This is a genomic window from Brevundimonas poindexterae (genome assembly GCF_020524625.1).
In the GTDB taxonomy this organism is placed as follows: Bacteria; Pseudomonadota; Alphaproteobacteria; order Caulobacterales; family Caulobacteraceae; genus Brevundimonas; species Brevundimonas poindexterae_A.
The window spans coordinates 26,306-43,707 of sequence record NZ_JAIVLL010000001.1; the positions used below are offsets into that span (position 1 = coordinate 26,306).

Genomic DNA, 17,402 nt, shown 5'->3' on the forward strand with positions numbered 1-17,402 from the left:
GTCTGGCAAGCCGCGTGCGCGCGGCGCGTGGCTGCTAGCGCAGGCTGGCGCAGAAGCGCTGGATGCGTTCGCAGGCGTCTTCCAGCACGGTGTCGCTGGTCGCATAGCTGATGCGGAAATAGGGGCTGAGGCCGAAGGCCGAGCCTTGCACCACGGCCACGCCCTCGGCGTCCAGCAGCGCGCTGGCGAAGGTGTCGTCGCTGTCGATCACCGTCCCGTCCGGCGTCGCCTTGCCGATCAGACCGTCGATCGAGGGATAGACGTAGAAGGCCCCCTCGGGTGTGGCGCAGCGGATGCCATGGGCCTGGTTCAGCATCGACACCACCAGATCCCGACGCGCCTCGAACGCCTTGCCGCGCTCGGCGATGAAGTCCTGGGGTCCGTTCAGCGCCTCGACCGCCGCCCACTGGCTGATCGACGACGGGTTCGACGTCGTCTGCCCGGCCACCTTGCGCATCAGGTCGATCAGGGCTTTCGGCCCGCCCGCATAGCCGATGCGCCAGCCGGTCATGGCATAGGCCTTGGACACGCCGTTGACCGTCAGCGTCCGGTCGTAGAGGTCGGGCGCTACCTGGGCGATCGTCACATAGTCGAAGTCGCCGTAGATCAGGTGCTCGTACATGTCATCTGTCAGCACCCACACCTGCGGGTGGCGACGCAGCACCTCGGCCAGCGCCTCCAGCTCGGCGGCGGTATAGGCCGCGCCGGTCGGGTTCGAGGGGCTGTTGAGGATCAGCCATTTCGTGCGGGGCGTGATCGCCGCCTCCAGCACATCGGGCCGCAGCTTGAAGCCGTCGGCTTCCTCGCCGACCACCCGCACGGGCTCGCCGCCGGCCAGCAGGACCATGTCGGGATAGCTGACCCAGTAAGGCGCCGGCACGATCACCTCATCGCCCGGCGACAGCGTGGCCAGCAGGGCGTTGTAGATCACCGCCTTGCCCCCGCCCGCAACATGGATCTGACTGGTCGCATAGTTCAGGCCGTTCTCGCGCGCGAACTTGGCGACAATGGCGGCCTTAAGCTCGGGCATGCCGTCGGCGTCGGTATATTTGGTCTCGCCCCGGCGGATGGCCTCAATGGCCGCTTCCTTGATGTTGTCGGGGGTGTCGAAGTCCGGTTCGCCCGCCCCCAGCCCGATCACATCGCGTCCCGCCGCCTTCAGCGCGCGCGCCTGGGCGGTGACGGCCAGCGTCGCAGACGGCTTCACGCGGGCAAGGGCCTTGGACTGCAGCTCGGACATGGACAGGGACTCGCAGACGGGGAGGGGAGAGGCCCCTTCTTAAGCAGTCGGGGAAAGCGGAGCAATGTGAGGCTCGCCTGTCGCCGGAGCCGGTGGTAACCGAAGACGAATGATCCGTCGCATCCTCGACTTTGTCCTGAACATGGAGGCGGCCCGCTGGCGGGCGGCGCTGGCGACGGCTGTGCTGCTGGGTGCGGTGGTCGGCCTGTTGCTGCTCGGCAAGGCGGCGCTGGGGCTGGAGGCCGAGCACCGGCTCGAGGCCTGGCTGCAGGGCTATGCCGGCGGGCCGTGGGCGTTTCTGGCGACCGTGGTGCTGTTCGTCGGTGCGGCCTTCATCGGGGCGCCGCAGTTCCTGCTGATCGCGGCCTGTGTCGTGGCCTTCGGACCGTCGCTGGGGTTCTGGTACAGCTGGGCCGCGACGGTGGTGTCGGCGGGGGTTACCTACTGGATGGGGCGCGGACCGACCGCCCGGCTGCTGGATCGCTGGGGCGGCAAGACCGTCACCCGGCTGAAGGGGTTCGTCGGGCGAAATGCCTTCTACGCCAGCTTCATGATCCGCAATGTGCCCTCGGCGCCCTTCATCGTCGTCAACATGGCCTTCGGTGCGGCGCGCGCCGGCTTCGTGCCCTTCCTCGCCGGCTGTGCATTCGGGGTGCTGCCCAAGACGGCGCTGGTGGTCTTCTTCGGCGGAGCGGTCGCGGCGGCGGCCAGCGGCGAGGGCACCTGGACCAGTCTGATCCTCGCCGGAGTGGCCGTGGTCTGGCTTGCCCTGATGCTGGGCGTCCGCGAATGGGTGAAGCGCCGGGAGGCTAAACGCAACTGAAGCGGTTGCAATATGGAGCCGTCTCTCTATCTGTCCGTTCAGGTCGCACCGACCCGAACCTGAAAGGAGAGATCGTTTGTCCCTGACCGTCTATATCTCGCCCGGCGCCTGCGCCATGGCCTCGCACTCGGCCCTCGAAGAGGCCGGTCTCGACTATCAGGCCACGGTCATCGACCTGAAGAAGGGCGAGCAGAAGACGCCCGAATATCTGGCCGTCAATCCGGCGGGCGTGACCCCGGCGCTGAAGACCGACAAGGGCGTGATCACCCAGAATGCCGCCATCCTCGGCTGGGTCGCCGCCGCCCATCCGGACAAGAAGCTGGCCCCCGTTGACGACGCCTTCGCCATGGCGCGCTTCGACGCCTTCAACGGCTGGCTGGCTTCCAGCCTGCACCCGGCGATCGGCAAGGTGCTGTTCAGCCGGCCGCCGCTGGAAGGGCAGGCCAAGGACGATGCCATTGAACAGGCGCTGGCCAAATACGACCTGGCCGAACAGCATCTGGTCGAGGGGCCGTACGTCTTCGGCGACGACTGGACGCTGGCTGACAACTACCTGGCCGTCTTCACCCGCTGGGCGCGTCAGGCGAAGCTTTTGGACGCCGACCGGTTCCCGAAGCTGAACGCCCATCTGGACCGCGTGCAGCAGCGTCCGGCCATGCAGCGCATGCTGAAGGCCGAGGGGCTGGAGCCCGTCGCCGCCTGACGACGATCTCGTGATGCGCCGGGCCGATTCAGGGCTTGTAATCCCTGTCCCATAAGGGCAAACGGGCCACGGTCGGCTCGGCGATATCGATCAGGACGGCCCGTGCGTGGGGATGCGTAGCGGGGCGGGGCTTCGTCGCAGCGGACATAAACGCTGACCGCCCCAAAAAGGCCCAACCCGGAACGGTATCCCACCCCTATGCATCTCTTCGGCATGATCTCGAACGACATCGCCATCGACCTCGGCACGGCCAACACCCTGATCTATATGAAGGGCAAGGGCATCGTCCTGAACGAGCCGTCGGTGGTGGCCCTCAGAAACGTCGGTGGACGGAAGATCGTCCACGCCGTGGGCATCGAGGCCAAACAGATGCTCGGCCGGACCCCCGGTCACATGGAAGCCATCCGTCCGATGCGCGACGGGGTCATCGCCGACTTCGAAGTCGCCGAGGAAATGATCAAGCACTTCATCCGCAAGGTTCACAACCGCAAGGGCTTCGTGAACCCCAAGGTGATCGTGTGCGTGCCGTCGGGCGCCACGGCGGTCGAGCGCCGCGCCATCAATGATTCGTGCCTGAACGCCTCGGCCCGTCGCGTCGGCCTGATCGACGAGCCCATGGCCGCCGCCATCGGCGCGGGCCTGCCCATCCACGAGCCGACCGGTTCGATGGTCGTCGACATCGGCGGCGGCACCACCGAGGTGGCCGTGCTGTCGCTGTCGGGCATCGTCTATTCGCGCTCGGTGCGCGTCGGCGGCGACAAGATGGACGAGGCGATCATCAGCTACATGCGCCGCAACCATAACCTGCTGATCGGCGAGACGACCGCCGAGCGCATCAAGAAGGACATCGGCACTGCCCGTATCCCGGCCGACGGCGAAGGCCTGTCGATCGAGGTCAAGGGCCGCGACCTGATGCAGGGCGTGCCGCGCGAGGTGCGCATGAGCGAGCGTCAGGCCGCCGAGGCGCTGACCGAGCCGGTCAGCCAGATCATCGATGCGGTCAAGGTCGCCCTCGAAGCCACCCCGCCCGAACTGGCCGCCGACATCGCCGACAAGGGCATCATGCTGACCGGCGGCGGTGCGCTGCTGCGCGGTCTGGACGCCGAGATTCGCGATCACACCGGCCTGCCGGTCTCGGTCGCCGATGATCCGCTGTCCTGTGTGGCCATCGGCTGCGGCCGCGTGCTCGAGCATCCGCGCTGGATGAAGGGCGTGCTGGAAAGCTCGCTCTAGAGCGTCCGGTACGGTTGCGGACATCAGCGGTTTTCAAGCTGCGCTGATTCTGCGATAGCCTGAGTTCACGGGCGGATTCGCCCGCCGGCCCCACGGGACCGGTTGACACCAACCCTCTGAATGCAAGGGGCGCCGTGGCGTTTCGCGACGGACCGTTCGAGAATCTGAAGGTTCCGCTGATCTGGACGGCGGGCCTGACTGTGCTCGTGGTGCTGGCCCTGTCGGCCTTCCTGTTGATCAGCCAGCGCCGGGGCGATCCGGAGGCCCAGAGCGCCGTCCGGGGCGCCAGCGATCAGGTGTCGGGCGGAGTCGGTGGCGTGCTCGCCGCGCCCGTTCGCTGGGTGGGTGCTGCCAGCGACTACGTCGGCGACTATTTCTTTGCCGTGTCCGAGAACCGTCGCCTGAAAGCACAGGTGGCCGAACTCCAGGCCGTGGCCGACGCCAATATCGCGCTTCAGAACATCAACAGCCGGTATGAGGCCATGCTCGGCATCCGGGTCGAGCCCCCGGTCCCGACCCAGACCGCGCGGTCGATTTCCGAGTCGCGTGGCCCCTTCGCCCGCTCGCGCCTCATTGATGTCGGCACCGGCCAGGGCGTTCGCATCGGCAATCCGGTCATCAACGAGCACGGACTGGTCGGGCGGGTGGTCGGCACCTCCTCGCGGGTCAGTCGCGTCCTGTTGGTCACCGATGTCTCCAGCCGCATTCCGGTGCTGATCGACCGCACCGATGCCCGGGCCATGCTGAGCGGGGATGGCAGCGGCAATCCCCGGCTGGAATATGTGCGGGGCACGGATTCGGTCGAGGTGGGGGATCGGGTGCTGACCTCGGGCGACGGCGGCGGCATTCCGCGCGGCGTGCCGATCGGGGTGGTGGCGCGCGGCATCGACGGCTCCTGGCGGGTCAAGCTGTTCAGCGACCGGGGCGCCATCGACTTCGTCAAGGTTCTGAAGTTCGAGGACTTCGGCCAGCTGGTGGATGCGGAAGATCTGAACGCCCCGCCGCTCGCCGCACTGGATACGGCCCCTGCGCCGTCCGCGACCGAGGCGGCCGCCATCACCGACGGCGTCACCCGCCGCCAGAACGCCCAGGCCGGTGCCGATCAGCCCGCCGCCACGCCAGCCCAGCCCCCCGCAGGTGGGCCCGAGTGAGACGCCCCGTCGCCGTTCGCGTGGTCGGCCCCCTGCAGTGGATCGTCTATCCCTCGCTGCTGGCGCTCCTTGCGACCCTGATCCTTGCCACGCCCGTGACCCTGTTCGGGCTCAGCCTGCCCGAGCCGGTCATTCCCATGGTTCTGGCCTTTGCCTGGCCGCTGATCCGGCCGTCGATCCTGGCACCGCTGGCCCTGTTCGTCCTCGGCCTGATGCTCGACCTGCTGCTCTACACGCCGCAGGGCCTGTGGGGGCTGGTCCTGCTGTGCATCTATGCGGCTATCCTGCTCGCGCGGAATTTCCTGATCGGCCAGGAAACCCGCGTCCTGTTCGTCTGGTACACGGTGGCCGTCCTGGGGGCCTTCTTTCTGGCGTATGTCATTGTTACAATCGACGCCAAGCGGGCGCCGAGCCTTCTGGCCCTGCTGGGACAGGTGGTGCCGACGCTCCTGATCTTCCCGCTGGCGGATCGACTGATCCAGCGGTTCGATGATGGCGATGTGCGGTTTCGATGAGCAGCGAACCCTCGATCTTCTTTTCGGACGTCAATGAGCGGCAGGGCTCGTTCCTGCGGCGCACCTTCGTGTTGGGTGGATTAACCGGACTGGGCGTGCTGGGCCTGACCGCGCGTCTGGGTCAGCTGCAGGTCGTGCAGGCCCAGGAATATACGACGCTCGCCACCGCCAATCAGTTCAACTTCCGGCTGGTGCCGCCGCCGCGCGGCATCATCCGGGATCGCGACGGGGTGATCATCGCCGGAAACCGCCCCAGTTTCCGCGTGCTGGTGGTTCGCGACGAGACCAAGGATCTGGACCAGACGCTCGACCTGCTGGGTCAGCTGATCCCTGACACACTCGAGCGTCGCCGGGGCATCATCCGTGATGTGAACGCCGCGCCGCGCTTTTCGCCCGTGCCGGTCAAGAGCGACCTCAGCTGGGAAGAGTTCGCCAAGGTCAATCTGTACGCCAATGAGCTGCCCGGCGTGATGGCCGACATGCACGAGACGCGCTTCTATCCGCACGGCGGGGCCTTCGCCCACGTCGTCGGCTATGTCGCCAAGGTCTCGGACCGCGACATCAAGGCCGTCCGCGACAAGGGCGAGGAGCCCTCGCCGCTGCTCTACAACCCCGGCTTCCGGATCGGTCGTCAGGGCGTCGAAGCCGCGCTCGACGAACAATTGCGGGGTGAGGCCGGCGGCCAGCGGGTCGAGGTCGATGCGCGCGGCCGCGTGGTCGGCGAGGATCCCGAGAACTCCCGTCCGGCCGTTCCGGGCAAGGAAGTGGTCCTGACCCTCGATGCCGATATCCAGAACCGGGCGCTCGAGGTGTTCGGCGAGGAGTCGGGCGGCTGCGTCGTGATGGATGTCCGGAACGGCGACATCCTGGCCATGGTGTCCGCGCCGTCGTTCGATCCGAATCTGTTCGTCTCGGGCGTGCCCAGCAACATCTACCGCGCCTGGGCGGACTATGAGCGCCGCCCCCTGCTGGACAAGGCGATCTACGGCACCTTCCCGCCGGGCTCGACCTTCAAGATGACCACGGCGCTGGCGCTGCTGGATGCCGGGATCGATCCGAAAGAGCGGGTGGTCTGCACCGGGGGCTATTTCTTCGGCAACCGCACTTTCCGCTGCTGGAAGCGGGGCGGGCACGGCGCGATGGACATGCACAATGCCATCAAGAACTCGTGCGACACCTATTTCTATCACCTGTGCAATCGCGCGGGGATCGACCGGATCGCGCGGGTGGCCGAGGATCTGGGCTTCGGCCACACCTATGAGATCGGCATCGCGGGCCAGTCGAAGGGCACGGTGCCATCGACCAAATGGAAGCGCGAATACACCGAGGCCACCAGCTGGGACGACGACCCCACTTGGTACCCCGGCGAAACCCTGTCGGTCGCGATCGGGCAGGGGGCCCTGTCCGTCAGCGCGCTCCAGCTGGCAGTAATGGCGTCGCGGCTCGCCAACGGGCGCAAGGCCGTCCAGCCGCGCCTGATCAGGTCGGTTGACGGCCAGCCCTATACCGAGGCCAAATTCCCGGATCTCCCGTTCAGTGACGAGCATCTGGACATCGTGCGCGCCGGCATGGCGGCGGTGGCCAATGACCGGACCGGCACCGCCTACCGCGCGTCCCAGCTGGGGCTCGGCGACATCCTGATGGCCGGCAAGACCGGCACCGCCCAGTCGCGTGACTACAAGGCCGGGGAGTCGCGCGGGCCTCGCAATGCGGTCTGGAGCCGCCGGGACCACGCCCTGTTCGTCGCCTTCGCGCCGCATGATGCGCCGCGCTATGCCATTGCGCTGATCATCCAGCACGCGCCTGCGGGCGGTGCGGCCGACGCCGCGCCCAAGGCGCGCGAGGTCATGAGAGTGGCCTTGCTCAAGGATCCGGACATGCGCGCCCGCATCGAGCGGCCCCTGCCGCCTGAGCCCGAGTCCGGCCCGATTGAGGACGAGGGCGCCGCGCCCCCGCCGCCCGAACCGACGGCGGCTGCGCCCGAGCCGACGCCGGCCGAGCCCACTCCGGTCGCGCCGCAGGACCAGACCGGTCCGCAGCCCTATCTGTCGGAGCCTCAATGACTGCCTCGGCCCTGACCCGCCCCGGAGAGCGCGACCGGCTGAGCGTCAAGATTACCCAGATCGACTGGCGGCTGCTGGTCCTGCTGTGCGCCATCGCCGGCATGGGCGCGGCCATGCTCTATTCCGTGGCCAAGGGGTCGTGGGAGCCGTGGGCCGCCAAACACCTGATCCGCTTTGCCATATGTCTGGTCATCATGCTGGGCCTGTCGATGGTGAACCTGAAATGGTGGTTCCATCTGGCCTATCCGGTCTATTTCCTGGCGCTGCTGATGCTGGCGGCTATCGAGATACCGGGGCTGGGCTATACGGCCATGGGCGCGACCCGCTGGCTGAACCTGGGCGTCACCCGCATCCAGCCGTCCGAGATCATGAAGATCGCTCTCGTGCTGGCTTTGGCCCGCTGGTACCACGGGGCGACGGCGAATGAGGCCCGCTTCCACTGGAAGCTGATATTCCCGGTCCTGCTGATCGGCGCGCCCTTCGCCCTCGTGGCCCACCAGCCCGACCTCGGCAGTGCCATGCTGCTGGGCCTGACGGGCGCGGCCATCATGTTCGCCGCCGGTCTCAGCTGGAAGGTCATCGTCGCCGCCGGTGGCGCTGCCGTCGCCGGTGTCTGGCCCTTCATCCAGTTCGTCATGCACGACTATCAGCGGAACCGCGTGCTGACCTTCCTGCACCCCGAGGCCGACCCCTCGGGTGAGGGCTATCAGATCATGCAGTCCAAGATCGCCATGGGCTCAGGCGGTCTGCTGGGCAAGGGCTTTGGCCTCGGCAGTCAGAGCCAGTTGGAGTTCCTGCCCGAGCGCCACACCGACTTCATCTTCGCGGCGGTCTCCGAAGAGTTCGGCTTCGTCGGCTCGTTCGGCATGCTGCTGTGCTACCTCGGCGTCATCCTGATCGCCCTGCGCATCGCCTCGCTGTCGCACAGCCATTTCGGCCGGCTGGCGACCGCCGGCGTGACGGCCACCTTTGCCCTCTATGTGCTGATCAACGGCGCCATGGTCATGGGTCTGGCCCCGGTCGTGGGCGTGCCCATGCCGCTGATGTCCAACGGCGGCACGGTCATGCTGACAGTGATGATCGGCTTCGGGCTGGTGATGGCCACGCGGGTCCACCGCTACGTCGAACTGCCCAAGGGGCACGGCCTGTTCTAGAGGCTGCAGGCCTCAGTCCGGCAGGCCGGCGGCCCAGTCGGTCGCCCGCACCAGACTGTCGATGATGCCCGGCTCGGTCGAGGCATGCCCCGCGTCGCCGATCACCTCCAGCCGCGCTTCCGGCCAGGCCCGGTGCAGGGCCCACGCACCCGACATCGGTGTCACCACATCGAACCGGCCCTGGGCGATCCAGCCCGGGATGTGGCGGATGCGGTCGATCTTCTTCAGCAGCCAGCCGTCCTCCGGCAGGAAGCCCTCGTTGCGGAAATAGTGGTTCTCGATCCGGGCAAAGGCCACGGCGAATTCGGCCTCTGCGAACTTGTCAGGGCGGGAATCGGGCCCGCGCACACTGACGGTCTCCCCCTCCCAGCTGGACCAGGCGACCGCGCATTCGCGCTTGGCGGCTTCGTCATTGCCGGTCAGCCGCTTCTGGTAGGCGGCCATCAGGTCGTCGCGCTCACCCTCCGGAATGGGCGCCAGGAACCGCTCCCAGGCATCCGGGAAGATCATTGAGGCGCCGTCCTGGTAGAACCAGTGCAACTCCTTCTTCGTCAGCAGGAAGATGCCGCGCAGGACCAGCGCCTTGACCCGCTCGGGGTGGGTCACCGCATAGGTCAGCGACAGGGTCGAGCCCCACGAACCGCCGAACACCACCCATTTGTCGACACCGCACCGCTCGCGCAGGCGCTCGATGTCCTCAATCAGCGTCCAGGTGGTGTTGTTCTCAAGCGAGGCATAGGGGCGCGACTGACCACAGCCCCGCTGGTCGAACATGATGATGCGATAGACCGCCGGATCGAAGTAGCGGCGCATGCCGGGGCTGGTCGCGCCCCCGGGTCCGCCGTGCAGCACCAGCACGGGCTTGCCCTGCGGATTACCGCTCTCCTCGAAATAGATGTCGTGCCCGTCCGGCGTCTTCATCATCCCTGTGGCGAAGGCCTCGATCTCGGGGAACAGGTCGCGACGCTCGCCGTCAGGCTTGGGAAAGGACATGGGCACTCACTCTGGGGTTTCAGGACAAATCAGACGGGGGTGGGGCGGTCCGCACCACCCCCCACGCAAACAGCAACCAGGACAGAATCATCAGAAGGCCGCCGACGGGTGCCACAGCACCCATGGCTCTCAGACCGGCCATGCCCACCAGGGCGAGGGAGGCGGCGAACACGGCCCCGCCGATCACCGCCAGCCAGCCGGCCCAGCGCACAGGCGGTGTGCCGGCCCATGCCGCCGCCAAAAGGGCGAGAAGGGCATGCACCATGCCGTAGTGCGCCCCTGTGGTCAGCAGGGGTTTCACCTGCGGACCGGCTCCATGCGCCGCGAACGCTCCCAGAACGACACAGATTGCGCCGAGGCCACAGGCCGTCACCGCAAGGGGGCGATTCAGTCTCATAAGGTCAAGCTAGCCCACGGAATCGCCGGAGTCTGCTATCGGAGCGCGTATGTCGTCATCGATCCGCCTCGCCTTCCACTATGTGTTGCTCTTCGGCGTCACCGGGGTGAGCCTGCCGTTCGCCGGTCTCTGGCTCAAAAGCCTGGGACTGGACGGGGCCGAGATCGGGACCCTGCTGGCGGTGCCCATGCTGGCGCGGTTCGTGACCGGGCCCCTGATCGCCGTCTGGGCCGACGGCTTCGCCTCGCGGCGCACCCCCATCGCCATCCTCGGGGCAGTGGCCATGGTCGGCTACGGCCTCGCTGCCCTGGTCGAGGGCTATCTGCTGTGGACGCTCTGCTGGTTCGTGGCGGCCACGGCGACCGCGGCGGTCATCCCCCTGATCGATGTGCTGAACCTGCGCCTTGCCCGGCGCGAGGGGTTCTCCTTCTCGGTCCCGCGCGGCTGCGGTTCGGCGGCCTTTGTCGTGGCCAATCTGGCCATGGGCGCGCTGCTGGTGCGCCTGCCGGTCGACGCCGTTATCGTCTGGATTGTGATCGCCAGCGGGGCCATGGCGCTCTATGCGGCGTTCGGCCTGCCGCACGAGGTGGTCAGTGCGGCCGGGCGCGCCACGGGCCGCAACCGCTTCCTCGGCCTCGGACGTTTGCTCGCCGATCCGGTCTTCATGCTGGCCATTCTGGCGATCGGCGCCGTGCAGGCCAGCCACGGCTTCTACTATGGCTTTTCGGCCATCCTCTGGACCAACCAGGGCCTGTCGACCGGACTGGTCGGCGCCCTGTGGGCGGCCTCCGTCGTCATTGAGATCGGCTTCATGTGGTGGCTGGACCCCTGGCGTCGGCGACTGGGGATCGGACCCTGGTCCATGCTGATGCTGGGCGTGGCGGCCGGGGTGGTCCGCTGGACGGCGCTGGCCTTCAGTCCGTCGCTGGCGTGGCTGTGGCCGCTGCAGGCCCTGCACGCCCTGACCTTTGCCGCCACCTATCTGGCCGGGGTCGAGATCGTCGAGCGACTGGCACCCGAGGATGCCCAGACCGCGGCCCAGACCCTGTCCTCCACCCTGTCGGCCGGGGTGCTGATCGGCATCGCCACCGTCCTGTCCGGCCCGCTCTACGACGCGCACGGGGCCGGGGGCTATCTGGCGATGGCCGGCATGGTGGTGATCGGGGGGATGGCAGCGCTGGCGGTGCGGACGCGCCTGTCGCCGGGCTCAGGCCGCGCGGGGGCCGGGCAGGGGTGACAGGTGCCGGGCCATGGCCTCCGCCGCCAGACGGATGGCGCGGGTCACGGCGGCGCCCCCTTCATCGGGAACGCGCAGAAGGCCCACCAGCGGGGCCTCCGGGTCGTCGGGCAGCGAGCTGAGCACGCGGTACAGCAGATAGTTTCCGGTATCCGATCCGGGTTCGGACGAAAGCTGGGTGCTCAGGCCGGCCTCTGACAGGGTCTGGGCCATTTCCAGCGCCGGGGCCGTGGCGCGCGCGACGCCCGGACCCGTCGGGACCAGCCGTCCCTTGCCGTTCAGGACCCGGTTCTCGGCCCGCGTCTGGATCAGGAATTCATGGGCGCCGGTCGCCCGGCCGATCAGCAGGGCTGCGCGGCAGGCGGGATCCTTCAGGCGTTCGACCAGGGTCCGGGCCAAGGGCTCAGGGGCATCCGCCTCGACCGGGATCAGGCGCGCGCCCGGTGGGGTCCAGTCGGTCGCAGGCGAGTCGTCTCCCGACCAGTCAACGTCGGGTTCGTAGGCACATAGCACCAGCCCCGGGCGCAAATCAGGCTGGGCATCGGCGGGCGTGTCGAGCATGGACCTGGCAAGCTGTGACGGACGTATGACGGCGGGGACCGTGTCTTTATCGTGGCGCGCCCGTCAACCCCAAAACCGGCCCGTAACGCCGGTTTCTCCTCTCAGGAGAGATCGCCGACCGCCGCATCCAGCAGCAGGAAGGCGCGCCCTCCATCCGAGGCCAGACGGTTCAGCACCGCCGCCGCATCGCCGTTCGCCGCATGGTCGCGCACGATGCGGGACCAGCTGTGGACATAGGCCTCGGCGTCCGCCTTCAGGCCTGCATCGCTCAGCACACGGCGTGACACGCTGCGCACCGCTGCGGGCGCCACCCGCCGCACGATCTGGCGGGCGCCGCCGGGATCGCGCGCGACAAAGGCCTCGGCGGCCTCCTCGATGCGCGAGCGCGGCAGCAGGGCATTGGGGTCGACCCCCATGCGCCGGATGGAGTCCAGCATGCGGGCGTTCAGGACCTCGGTGTCCTCGGGCGGCATGACGGGGGTGTCCAGATCCATCGGGGTCTCGTCCCGATCATCCCCCATCAGGTCCTTCCAGCCGATGCGGTCGTCGGTGGCCCGGTCCTTGCCCGCCTCGCTGCGATTGCGCAGGCCAAAACCCCGGCCCTCGGGCTCGGTCCGGGCGCGGCGCAGGGCAGGGGCCTCGTCGGTCGCCGGCGGGGCGTCGGGGGCCGCACGCCGGTTCCGCCCGCTGTCACCCGACACCACGCCCATCAGACGCACGGCCTCGGTCAGCATTTCGTAGTTGCGCTTCACCCGTTCCTGGAAGCCGGCATCCAGTGCCTCGGTGTCGTCGGCTGCCTTGCGGGAGGCTTCGGACAGGGCCGCCAGGCCTTCTTCCACGGCGTTGCGGACCGCCTCGACCCGCTCGCGGGCCTGTTCCGGCAAGTCGGCGGCGCGCTGGTCGAGGTCGCTGATCGCGTCGTCGACCCGCTGCATGGCCGCGTTCATCCGCTCGATCGTGGCTTCCAGCCGCTGCAGGGCCCGCTCGCCGGCCTCGTCGACCAGCTCGGCCGTATGGGTGACCACCTTGCGGGCGCCGTCGATGCGCGCCTCGGCGGCCGCCTCGGCCTTCTGCGAGGCCTCGAACACGGCCTCGCCCAGCCGGTCGGCCCGTAGCTGGGCCTGTTCCGTGGCGTCGGCGGCGGCCTGACGGCTCTCCTCGGCGGTGGCCTTGAGGATATCCAGTGCCTTGCGGGTCTCCTCCAGCAGGGCGTCACGGGCGTCGGCCGACAGGGCCTCGAACCGGTCCAGCGAGACCTTGGTCGCACTGTCGAAATTGTCGGCCTCGCGTTGCGACATTTCGATCAGGGCCCGGAACTGGTCGCCCGCCGCCTCGACCAGATCGCGCAGCGCCTCGGTGCCGATGGTCGTGGACTCGGTCAGCTGGGTGCTGCTGCTGCGCACCAGCGACAGCTGTTCGGTCAGCTGGGCGCGCTGGCTCTCGACCTGAGCCGAGAAATCCTCCTGATCGGTGCGCAGGGCATAGGCGGCCGTGACCAGGGCGGCGCGCTGCTGGCCCAGCCCTTCCTCGACCGACTGAATCTGTTCGGCCACACCGGCGCCGGCGTTCTCCAGACGCAGGGTCTGGCGCGCCAGATCATCGGCGGCGGCCCGGGCGGCTTCCTGCGCTTCGCCGGCGGCGGCGGCCATGTCGGCGGCGCGGGCGGCGAGCGCCGTTTCGGCCTCGCGCAGCTGGGTCTGGGCCAGATCCGACGCCTCGACCACCATCCGCGACTGGCGGTCCACGACCTCCAGCACATGGGCAGCCTGACCTTCCAGGGTCTGCCCCAGTCCGGCCATGGCGTCGCGTTCGCCCGACAGGCTCTCGACCAGACGGCGGGCCGTGCGGCTGGCGGTCTCGGCGGCTTCGTTCAACAGGCGGCTTTCCTCGGCCAGCGACTGACGCAGCTCGGCCATGTCCTGACGCGCGCGCTCAGCGGCCAGCGCGGCCTGGTCGATGTCCTGCTTCAATCCCACCAGCACAGCCCCGGTCTGGTGCGCGGCCAGCGCCGTCGGCGCCAGCAGGGCTTCGGACAGGCCCCGCGCCCGGCGGGTCTCGGCGGCGATCAGGCGCGACTGGTGCGCGGCCCGGGCCAGCAGGAAGGCCAGACCGGCAGGCGCCAGGGCGACCAGAATATAGAAGGCCAGACGCAGCGGCTCGATCGGCGCGGCGCCGAACCCGGCTTCATAGGCGGCCCAGGCGCCGACGCCCCCCGCCCACAGCAGGGCGGCAAGCGCGGCGGTCCAGTAGGCGCCGCTCGCGCTGACGGTCTCGACGGGCACGGCCTGAAGCGCGGCCTGAATGGGCGCCAGATCCCCCTTGGTATCGTCGGGGGCGGTGTCGGTGCGCGCCGCCTCTCCCTTCGACTGGGGGATCGACAGCGAGGTCTCGGTCTTGGCCGCTTCTTCGTCGCGCGCGGCTTCCGCGGCAGCGGCCTTCGCTTCGGCCTCCTCGCGCTGGCGGCGCTTGCGGCGTTCGGCGCGGCTTTCGGGAGCCGGCTCGGGCTCGGGCGTGACCTCGGCCTCGGCTTTGGTCTCGATCGCTGCGTCCGTGCCCTCGGGCGCGTCCGTCGCTGCATCCTCCTGCGGAGCGGTCAGGTTCAGCGGCGGCCGGTGGCGGGATTTCATGGACTGTGTGCTCGATGCGCGGGCGTCGCACCCCCCGGCGCGACCTCGAAAATGCAACCTAACGACTCAGAGCGCAGGCGCAAAGCGGTTCGGGCCGTCAACCGTCCCGTGACTGAGGATGGATCAGCAGTCGCGCTTGGCGGTCGCGCTCACCAGCACCGTCGAGGCGGGCTGCCGGTCACAGTCGGTGACGCGATGGACTTCCTGTGGAGTCGTGGGTTCGGCGCGCGATTCCACGCCGAACTGGGCAAGCGCCGCCGCCGCCATCATGGCGATGAAGCCGATGATCATTTCGATCAAGGCCTGCATTGGCGGTCCAGTCTCCCCCAGATGCCGTGGAACGACGGCAACACAGGGTCATTTATGCTCCAAATCGGTGCTCCGGACAATCGTCGGGAGAACAAGAATCGCGCATGATCGGTCCGGCGTGTGCGACAGGACACGGGAATCGCGGTCATCGGCCGGGCACATCGGGTGGGGCATGAGCCAGTTCGCAGACGGGGAAGGGCGGCTCGAACCCGCCACAGCCTCGCTGATCGATCGCCCGGGCCTGTGCTGGAAAACAGCCCGCGCCGGCCGGTTCGCCGTCCTGATGGACAATGAGGCCTATTTCGAAGCCCTCGCCTCGTCGCTGGCCAAGGCGCAGAAGTCGATCGTCGTGCTCGGCTGGCAGTTCGATCCCCGCACCCGCCTCGATCCGGAAACCCGTCCCGACGACTATCAGGCCCAGATCGGTCACCAGCTGCGCATGCTGGTCAAGACGCGGCCCGAGCTGGATGTCCGCCTGCTGATCTGGAATTCGCCGCTCCTGATCGCCGCATCGCAGGGCTTCTATCCGCACCGGGCCCAGGGCTGGTTCCGCAAGCGCATGGTCGAGTTCCGGCTGGACCAGCCCGGGCCCCTGGGCGCCTGCCACCACCAGAAGGTGATCGTGATCGACGATGCCGTGGCCTTCACCGGGGGCGGCGACGTCGCCACGGATCGCTGGGACAACCCCGATCATCTCGACGATGACCCGCGTCGCTGCATGCCGTCAGGCCTGATCGCACCCCCGCGGCATGAGACCATGTGCGTGATGGACGGCGACGCCGCCCGCGCCTTGGGCGATCTGGCCCGCGAGCGCTGGTTCCGGGCGACCTGGGAGCGGACCCTGCCGGACCATGTCGAGACCGATCCCTGGCCGGATGGGGTCGAGCCGGACCTCTACGACGTGCCCATGGGCGTCTCGCGCACCGAGCCGCGCTGGGCCGGACGCCGCGAGGTGCGCGAGATCGAGGCTCTCCATCTGGAATCAATACGTTCGGCGAAGAAGCTGATCTATTTTGAGAACCAGTATTTCACCTCTCCGCGCATCGCCGCGGCGCTGGCCGAGCGTCTGGAGGAGCCCGACGGGCCCGAGGTTGTGCTGATCTCGACCGGCAAGAGCCCCAGCTGGTTCGACCAGTGGACCATGGACACCACCCGCTCCGAGGTCCTGTTCCGGCTGGAGCAGGCCGACCGCCACAACCGCTTCTTTGCCTTCAGCCCGATGACCGTGGGCGGCCAGCGCCTGATCGTGCACGCCAAGGTGACCGTGATCGATGACCAGGTGCTGCGCATCGGCTCGGCCAACCTCAACAACCGCTCCATGGGCTTTGACACCGAGTGCGACGTGGCGGTCGAGCCGGGCACCGAGGATGGGGAGCGCACCATCCGCCGCCTGCGCCAGACCTCCATCGCCCACTTCATCGGCGCCCCGACCGAGGCCTATCGCATGGCCGAGGAAGTCACCGGCTCGGTGGGTCAGGCCATCCAGACCTTCAGCGAAGGCCGCATGAATCCGCTGGGTGCGGACCCGCCCTCGCGCCTCGAGGCCTTCATCGCCGAATGGCAGCTGGGCGATCCGTCCTCGACCGCCGATGCCTGGCGCCCGTGGAAGCGGCGCAGCCCGACGCAGCGCCCGCTTCAGTCCGCGGACGGCTCCACCTCGAAATCGAGGATCAGCGGCAGGTGATCCGAGGCCATCCGCGCCAGCGGTGAAAAGGAGGACCTCACCTGGGTCACCCGGATCTCGGGGCTGACGAAGGCGTGGTCGATGCGGATCGCCGGGAAGCTGGACGGGAAGGTCTTGACCGAGGGCTTCAGGCCCAGTCGCCGCTGCGCATCATCCAGCCGACCCGCTAGAATACGATAGGGACGCGTGATCGAGGTGGCGTTGAAGTCCCCGGTCAGGATGGTCGGCCCGGTGCAGTCGCGGCGTCCCAGCCAGTCCCGTCCGACCAGGGCGGTCGCCTGCCGCCGCTGCTCGCGGGGCACCAGACCCAGATGGGTGTTCAGCACATTGACCCACTGACCCGCGACGCCGATCCGGGTCCACAGCGCCCCGCGCGGTTCCAGTCCGGGAATGCCCGCGACCGAGGGCAGGGCGTCGGTCTTGACCAGCTGTTCGGGCAGATGGGTCAGGATGGCATCGCCATACAGCTCGGCCTCGACCCGCATGGCCGGATGGAAGTGGACCGACATGGCCAGTTTGCTGGCGATCTCTGCCGCCTGGTCGACCCCGCCCGTGCGGGCCCGGCCGACATCCAGTTCCTGCAGGCAGACGATGTCGGGCTCGAACTCGGCGATCACGCCCGCGACCCGGTCGAGGTCCAGCTTGCGGTCCATGCCCACACACCGGTGGACGTTATAGGTGATCAGCCGCGTCATGCCGTCGTCCTGACAGG

The 17,402-nt window shown here is 68.5% G+C and carries 16 protein-coding genes; 9 read left to right on the plus strand and 7 right to left on the minus strand.

Annotated elements, in window-relative coordinates; all coding sequences use genetic code 11:
- Positions 1-34: 34 nt before the first annotated feature.
- Positions 35-1,240 (minus strand): pyridoxal phosphate-dependent aminotransferase, encoded by a 1,206-nt coding sequence (locus LC068_RS00115; protein ID WP_226633495.1) that lies wholly within the window; start codon positions 1,238-1,240, stop codon positions 35-37.
- A gap of 109 nt (positions 1,241-1,349) precedes the next feature.
- Between LC068_RS00115 and LC068_RS00120 the strand changes: the two genes are divergently transcribed.
- From LC068_RS00120 to rodA, 7 genes are all read left to right on the plus strand, one after another.
- A complete protein-coding gene (locus LC068_RS00120; RefSeq protein ID WP_226633498.1) occupies positions 1,350-2,063 on the plus strand; it encodes a TVP38/TMEM64 family protein in 714 nt (237 codons plus the stop codon).
- Between the two features lie 76 nt (positions 2,064-2,139).
- A complete protein-coding gene (locus LC068_RS00125) occupies positions 2,140-2,766 on the plus strand; it encodes a glutathione S-transferase family protein (RefSeq protein ID WP_226633500.1) in 627 nt (208 codons plus the stop codon).
- Between the two features lie 198 nt (positions 2,767-2,964).
- The gene (locus LC068_RS00130; RefSeq protein WP_209120518.1) at positions 2,965-3,999 is read left to right on the plus strand and encodes a rod shape-determining protein; all 1,035 of its coding nucleotides are present in this window, start codon (positions 2,965-2,967) and stop codon (positions 3,997-3,999) included.
- Between the two features lie 134 nt (positions 4,000-4,133).
- The gene (gene mreC / locus LC068_RS00135; RefSeq protein ID WP_226633503.1) at positions 4,134-5,150 is read left to right on the plus strand and encodes a rod shape-determining protein MreC; all 1,017 of its coding nucleotides are present in this window, start codon (positions 4,134-4,136) and stop codon (positions 5,148-5,150) included.
- Entirely contained in the window at positions 5,147-5,665 is a 519-nt protein-coding gene (locus LC068_RS00140; RefSeq protein WP_226633506.1) for a hypothetical protein, read from the plus strand. The genes mreC and LC068_RS00140 overlap by 4 nt, the downstream gene beginning before the upstream one ends.
- A complete protein-coding gene (mrdA, locus tag LC068_RS00145; protein ID WP_226633509.1) occupies positions 5,662-7,728 on the plus strand; it encodes a penicillin-binding protein 2 in 2,067 nt (688 codons plus the stop codon). Before LC068_RS00140 ends, mrdA begins: the two co-directional genes overlap by 4 nt.
- Positions 7,725-8,882, plus strand: coding sequence for a rod shape-determining protein RodA (gene rodA, locus LC068_RS00150; RefSeq protein ID WP_226633512.1), 1,158 nt, complete (start codon positions 7,725-7,727; stop codon positions 8,880-8,882). The genes mrdA and rodA overlap by 4 nt, the downstream gene beginning before the upstream one ends.
- Positions 8,883-8,894: 12 nt before the next feature.
- On the opposite strand, the gene pip is transcribed toward rodA, so the two are convergent.
- Positions 8,895-9,875 (minus strand): prolyl aminopeptidase, encoded by a 981-nt coding sequence (pip, locus tag LC068_RS00155; protein WP_226633514.1) that lies wholly within the window; start codon positions 9,873-9,875, stop codon positions 8,895-8,897.
- Between the two features lie 19 nt (positions 9,876-9,894).
- On the minus strand, positions 9,895-10,272 hold the full coding sequence (locus LC068_RS00160) for a DUF423 domain-containing protein (RefSeq protein WP_226633517.1): 378 nt from the start codon (positions 10,270-10,272) through the stop codon (positions 9,895-9,897).
- 49 nt (positions 10,273-10,321) lie between these two features.
- On the opposite strand from LC068_RS00160, the gene LC068_RS00165 reads away from it, so the two are divergent.
- Positions 10,322-11,509, plus strand: a complete 1,188-nt coding sequence (locus tag LC068_RS00165; RefSeq protein ID WP_226633519.1) for an MFS transporter — start codon at positions 10,322-10,324, stop codon at positions 11,507-11,509.
- Here the strand turns inward: LC068_RS00165 and LC068_RS00170 are convergent.
- The 3 genes from LC068_RS00170 to LC068_RS00180 all read right to left on the minus strand — a co-directional run bounded on the left by LC068_RS00170 (position 11,480) and on the right by LC068_RS00180 (position 15,006).
- The gene (locus tag LC068_RS00170; protein ID WP_226633521.1) at positions 11,480-12,070 is read right to left on the minus strand and encodes a C15 family peptidase; all 591 of its coding nucleotides are present in this window, start codon (positions 12,068-12,070) and stop codon (positions 11,480-11,482) included. The genes LC068_RS00165 and LC068_RS00170 overlap by 30 nt on opposite strands.
- A 101-nt stretch (positions 12,071-12,171) precedes the next feature.
- A complete protein-coding gene (locus LC068_RS00175) occupies positions 12,172-14,697 on the minus strand; it encodes a coiled-coil domain-containing protein (RefSeq protein ID WP_226633523.1) in 2,526 nt (841 codons plus the stop codon).
- 123 nt (positions 14,698-14,820) lie between these two features.
- Positions 14,821-15,006, minus strand: coding sequence for a hypothetical protein (locus LC068_RS00180; protein ID WP_226633525.1), 186 nt, complete (start codon positions 15,004-15,006; stop codon positions 14,821-14,823).
- 172 nt (positions 15,007-15,178) lie between these two features.
- Between LC068_RS00180 and LC068_RS00185 the strand changes: the two genes are divergently transcribed.
- The gene (locus LC068_RS00185; protein ID WP_226633527.1) at positions 15,179-16,690 is read left to right on the plus strand and encodes a phospholipase D-like domain-containing protein; all 1,512 of its coding nucleotides are present in this window, start codon (positions 15,179-15,181) and stop codon (positions 16,688-16,690) included.
- On the opposite strand, the gene LC068_RS00190 is transcribed toward LC068_RS00185, so the two are convergent.
- A complete protein-coding gene (locus LC068_RS00190) occupies positions 16,642-17,385 on the minus strand; it encodes an endonuclease/exonuclease/phosphatase family protein (RefSeq protein WP_226633529.1) in 744 nt (247 codons plus the stop codon). The two genes, LC068_RS00185 and LC068_RS00190, sit on opposite strands and share 49 nt — an antisense overlap.
- Between the last annotated feature and the right edge of the window lie 17 nt (positions 17,386-17,402).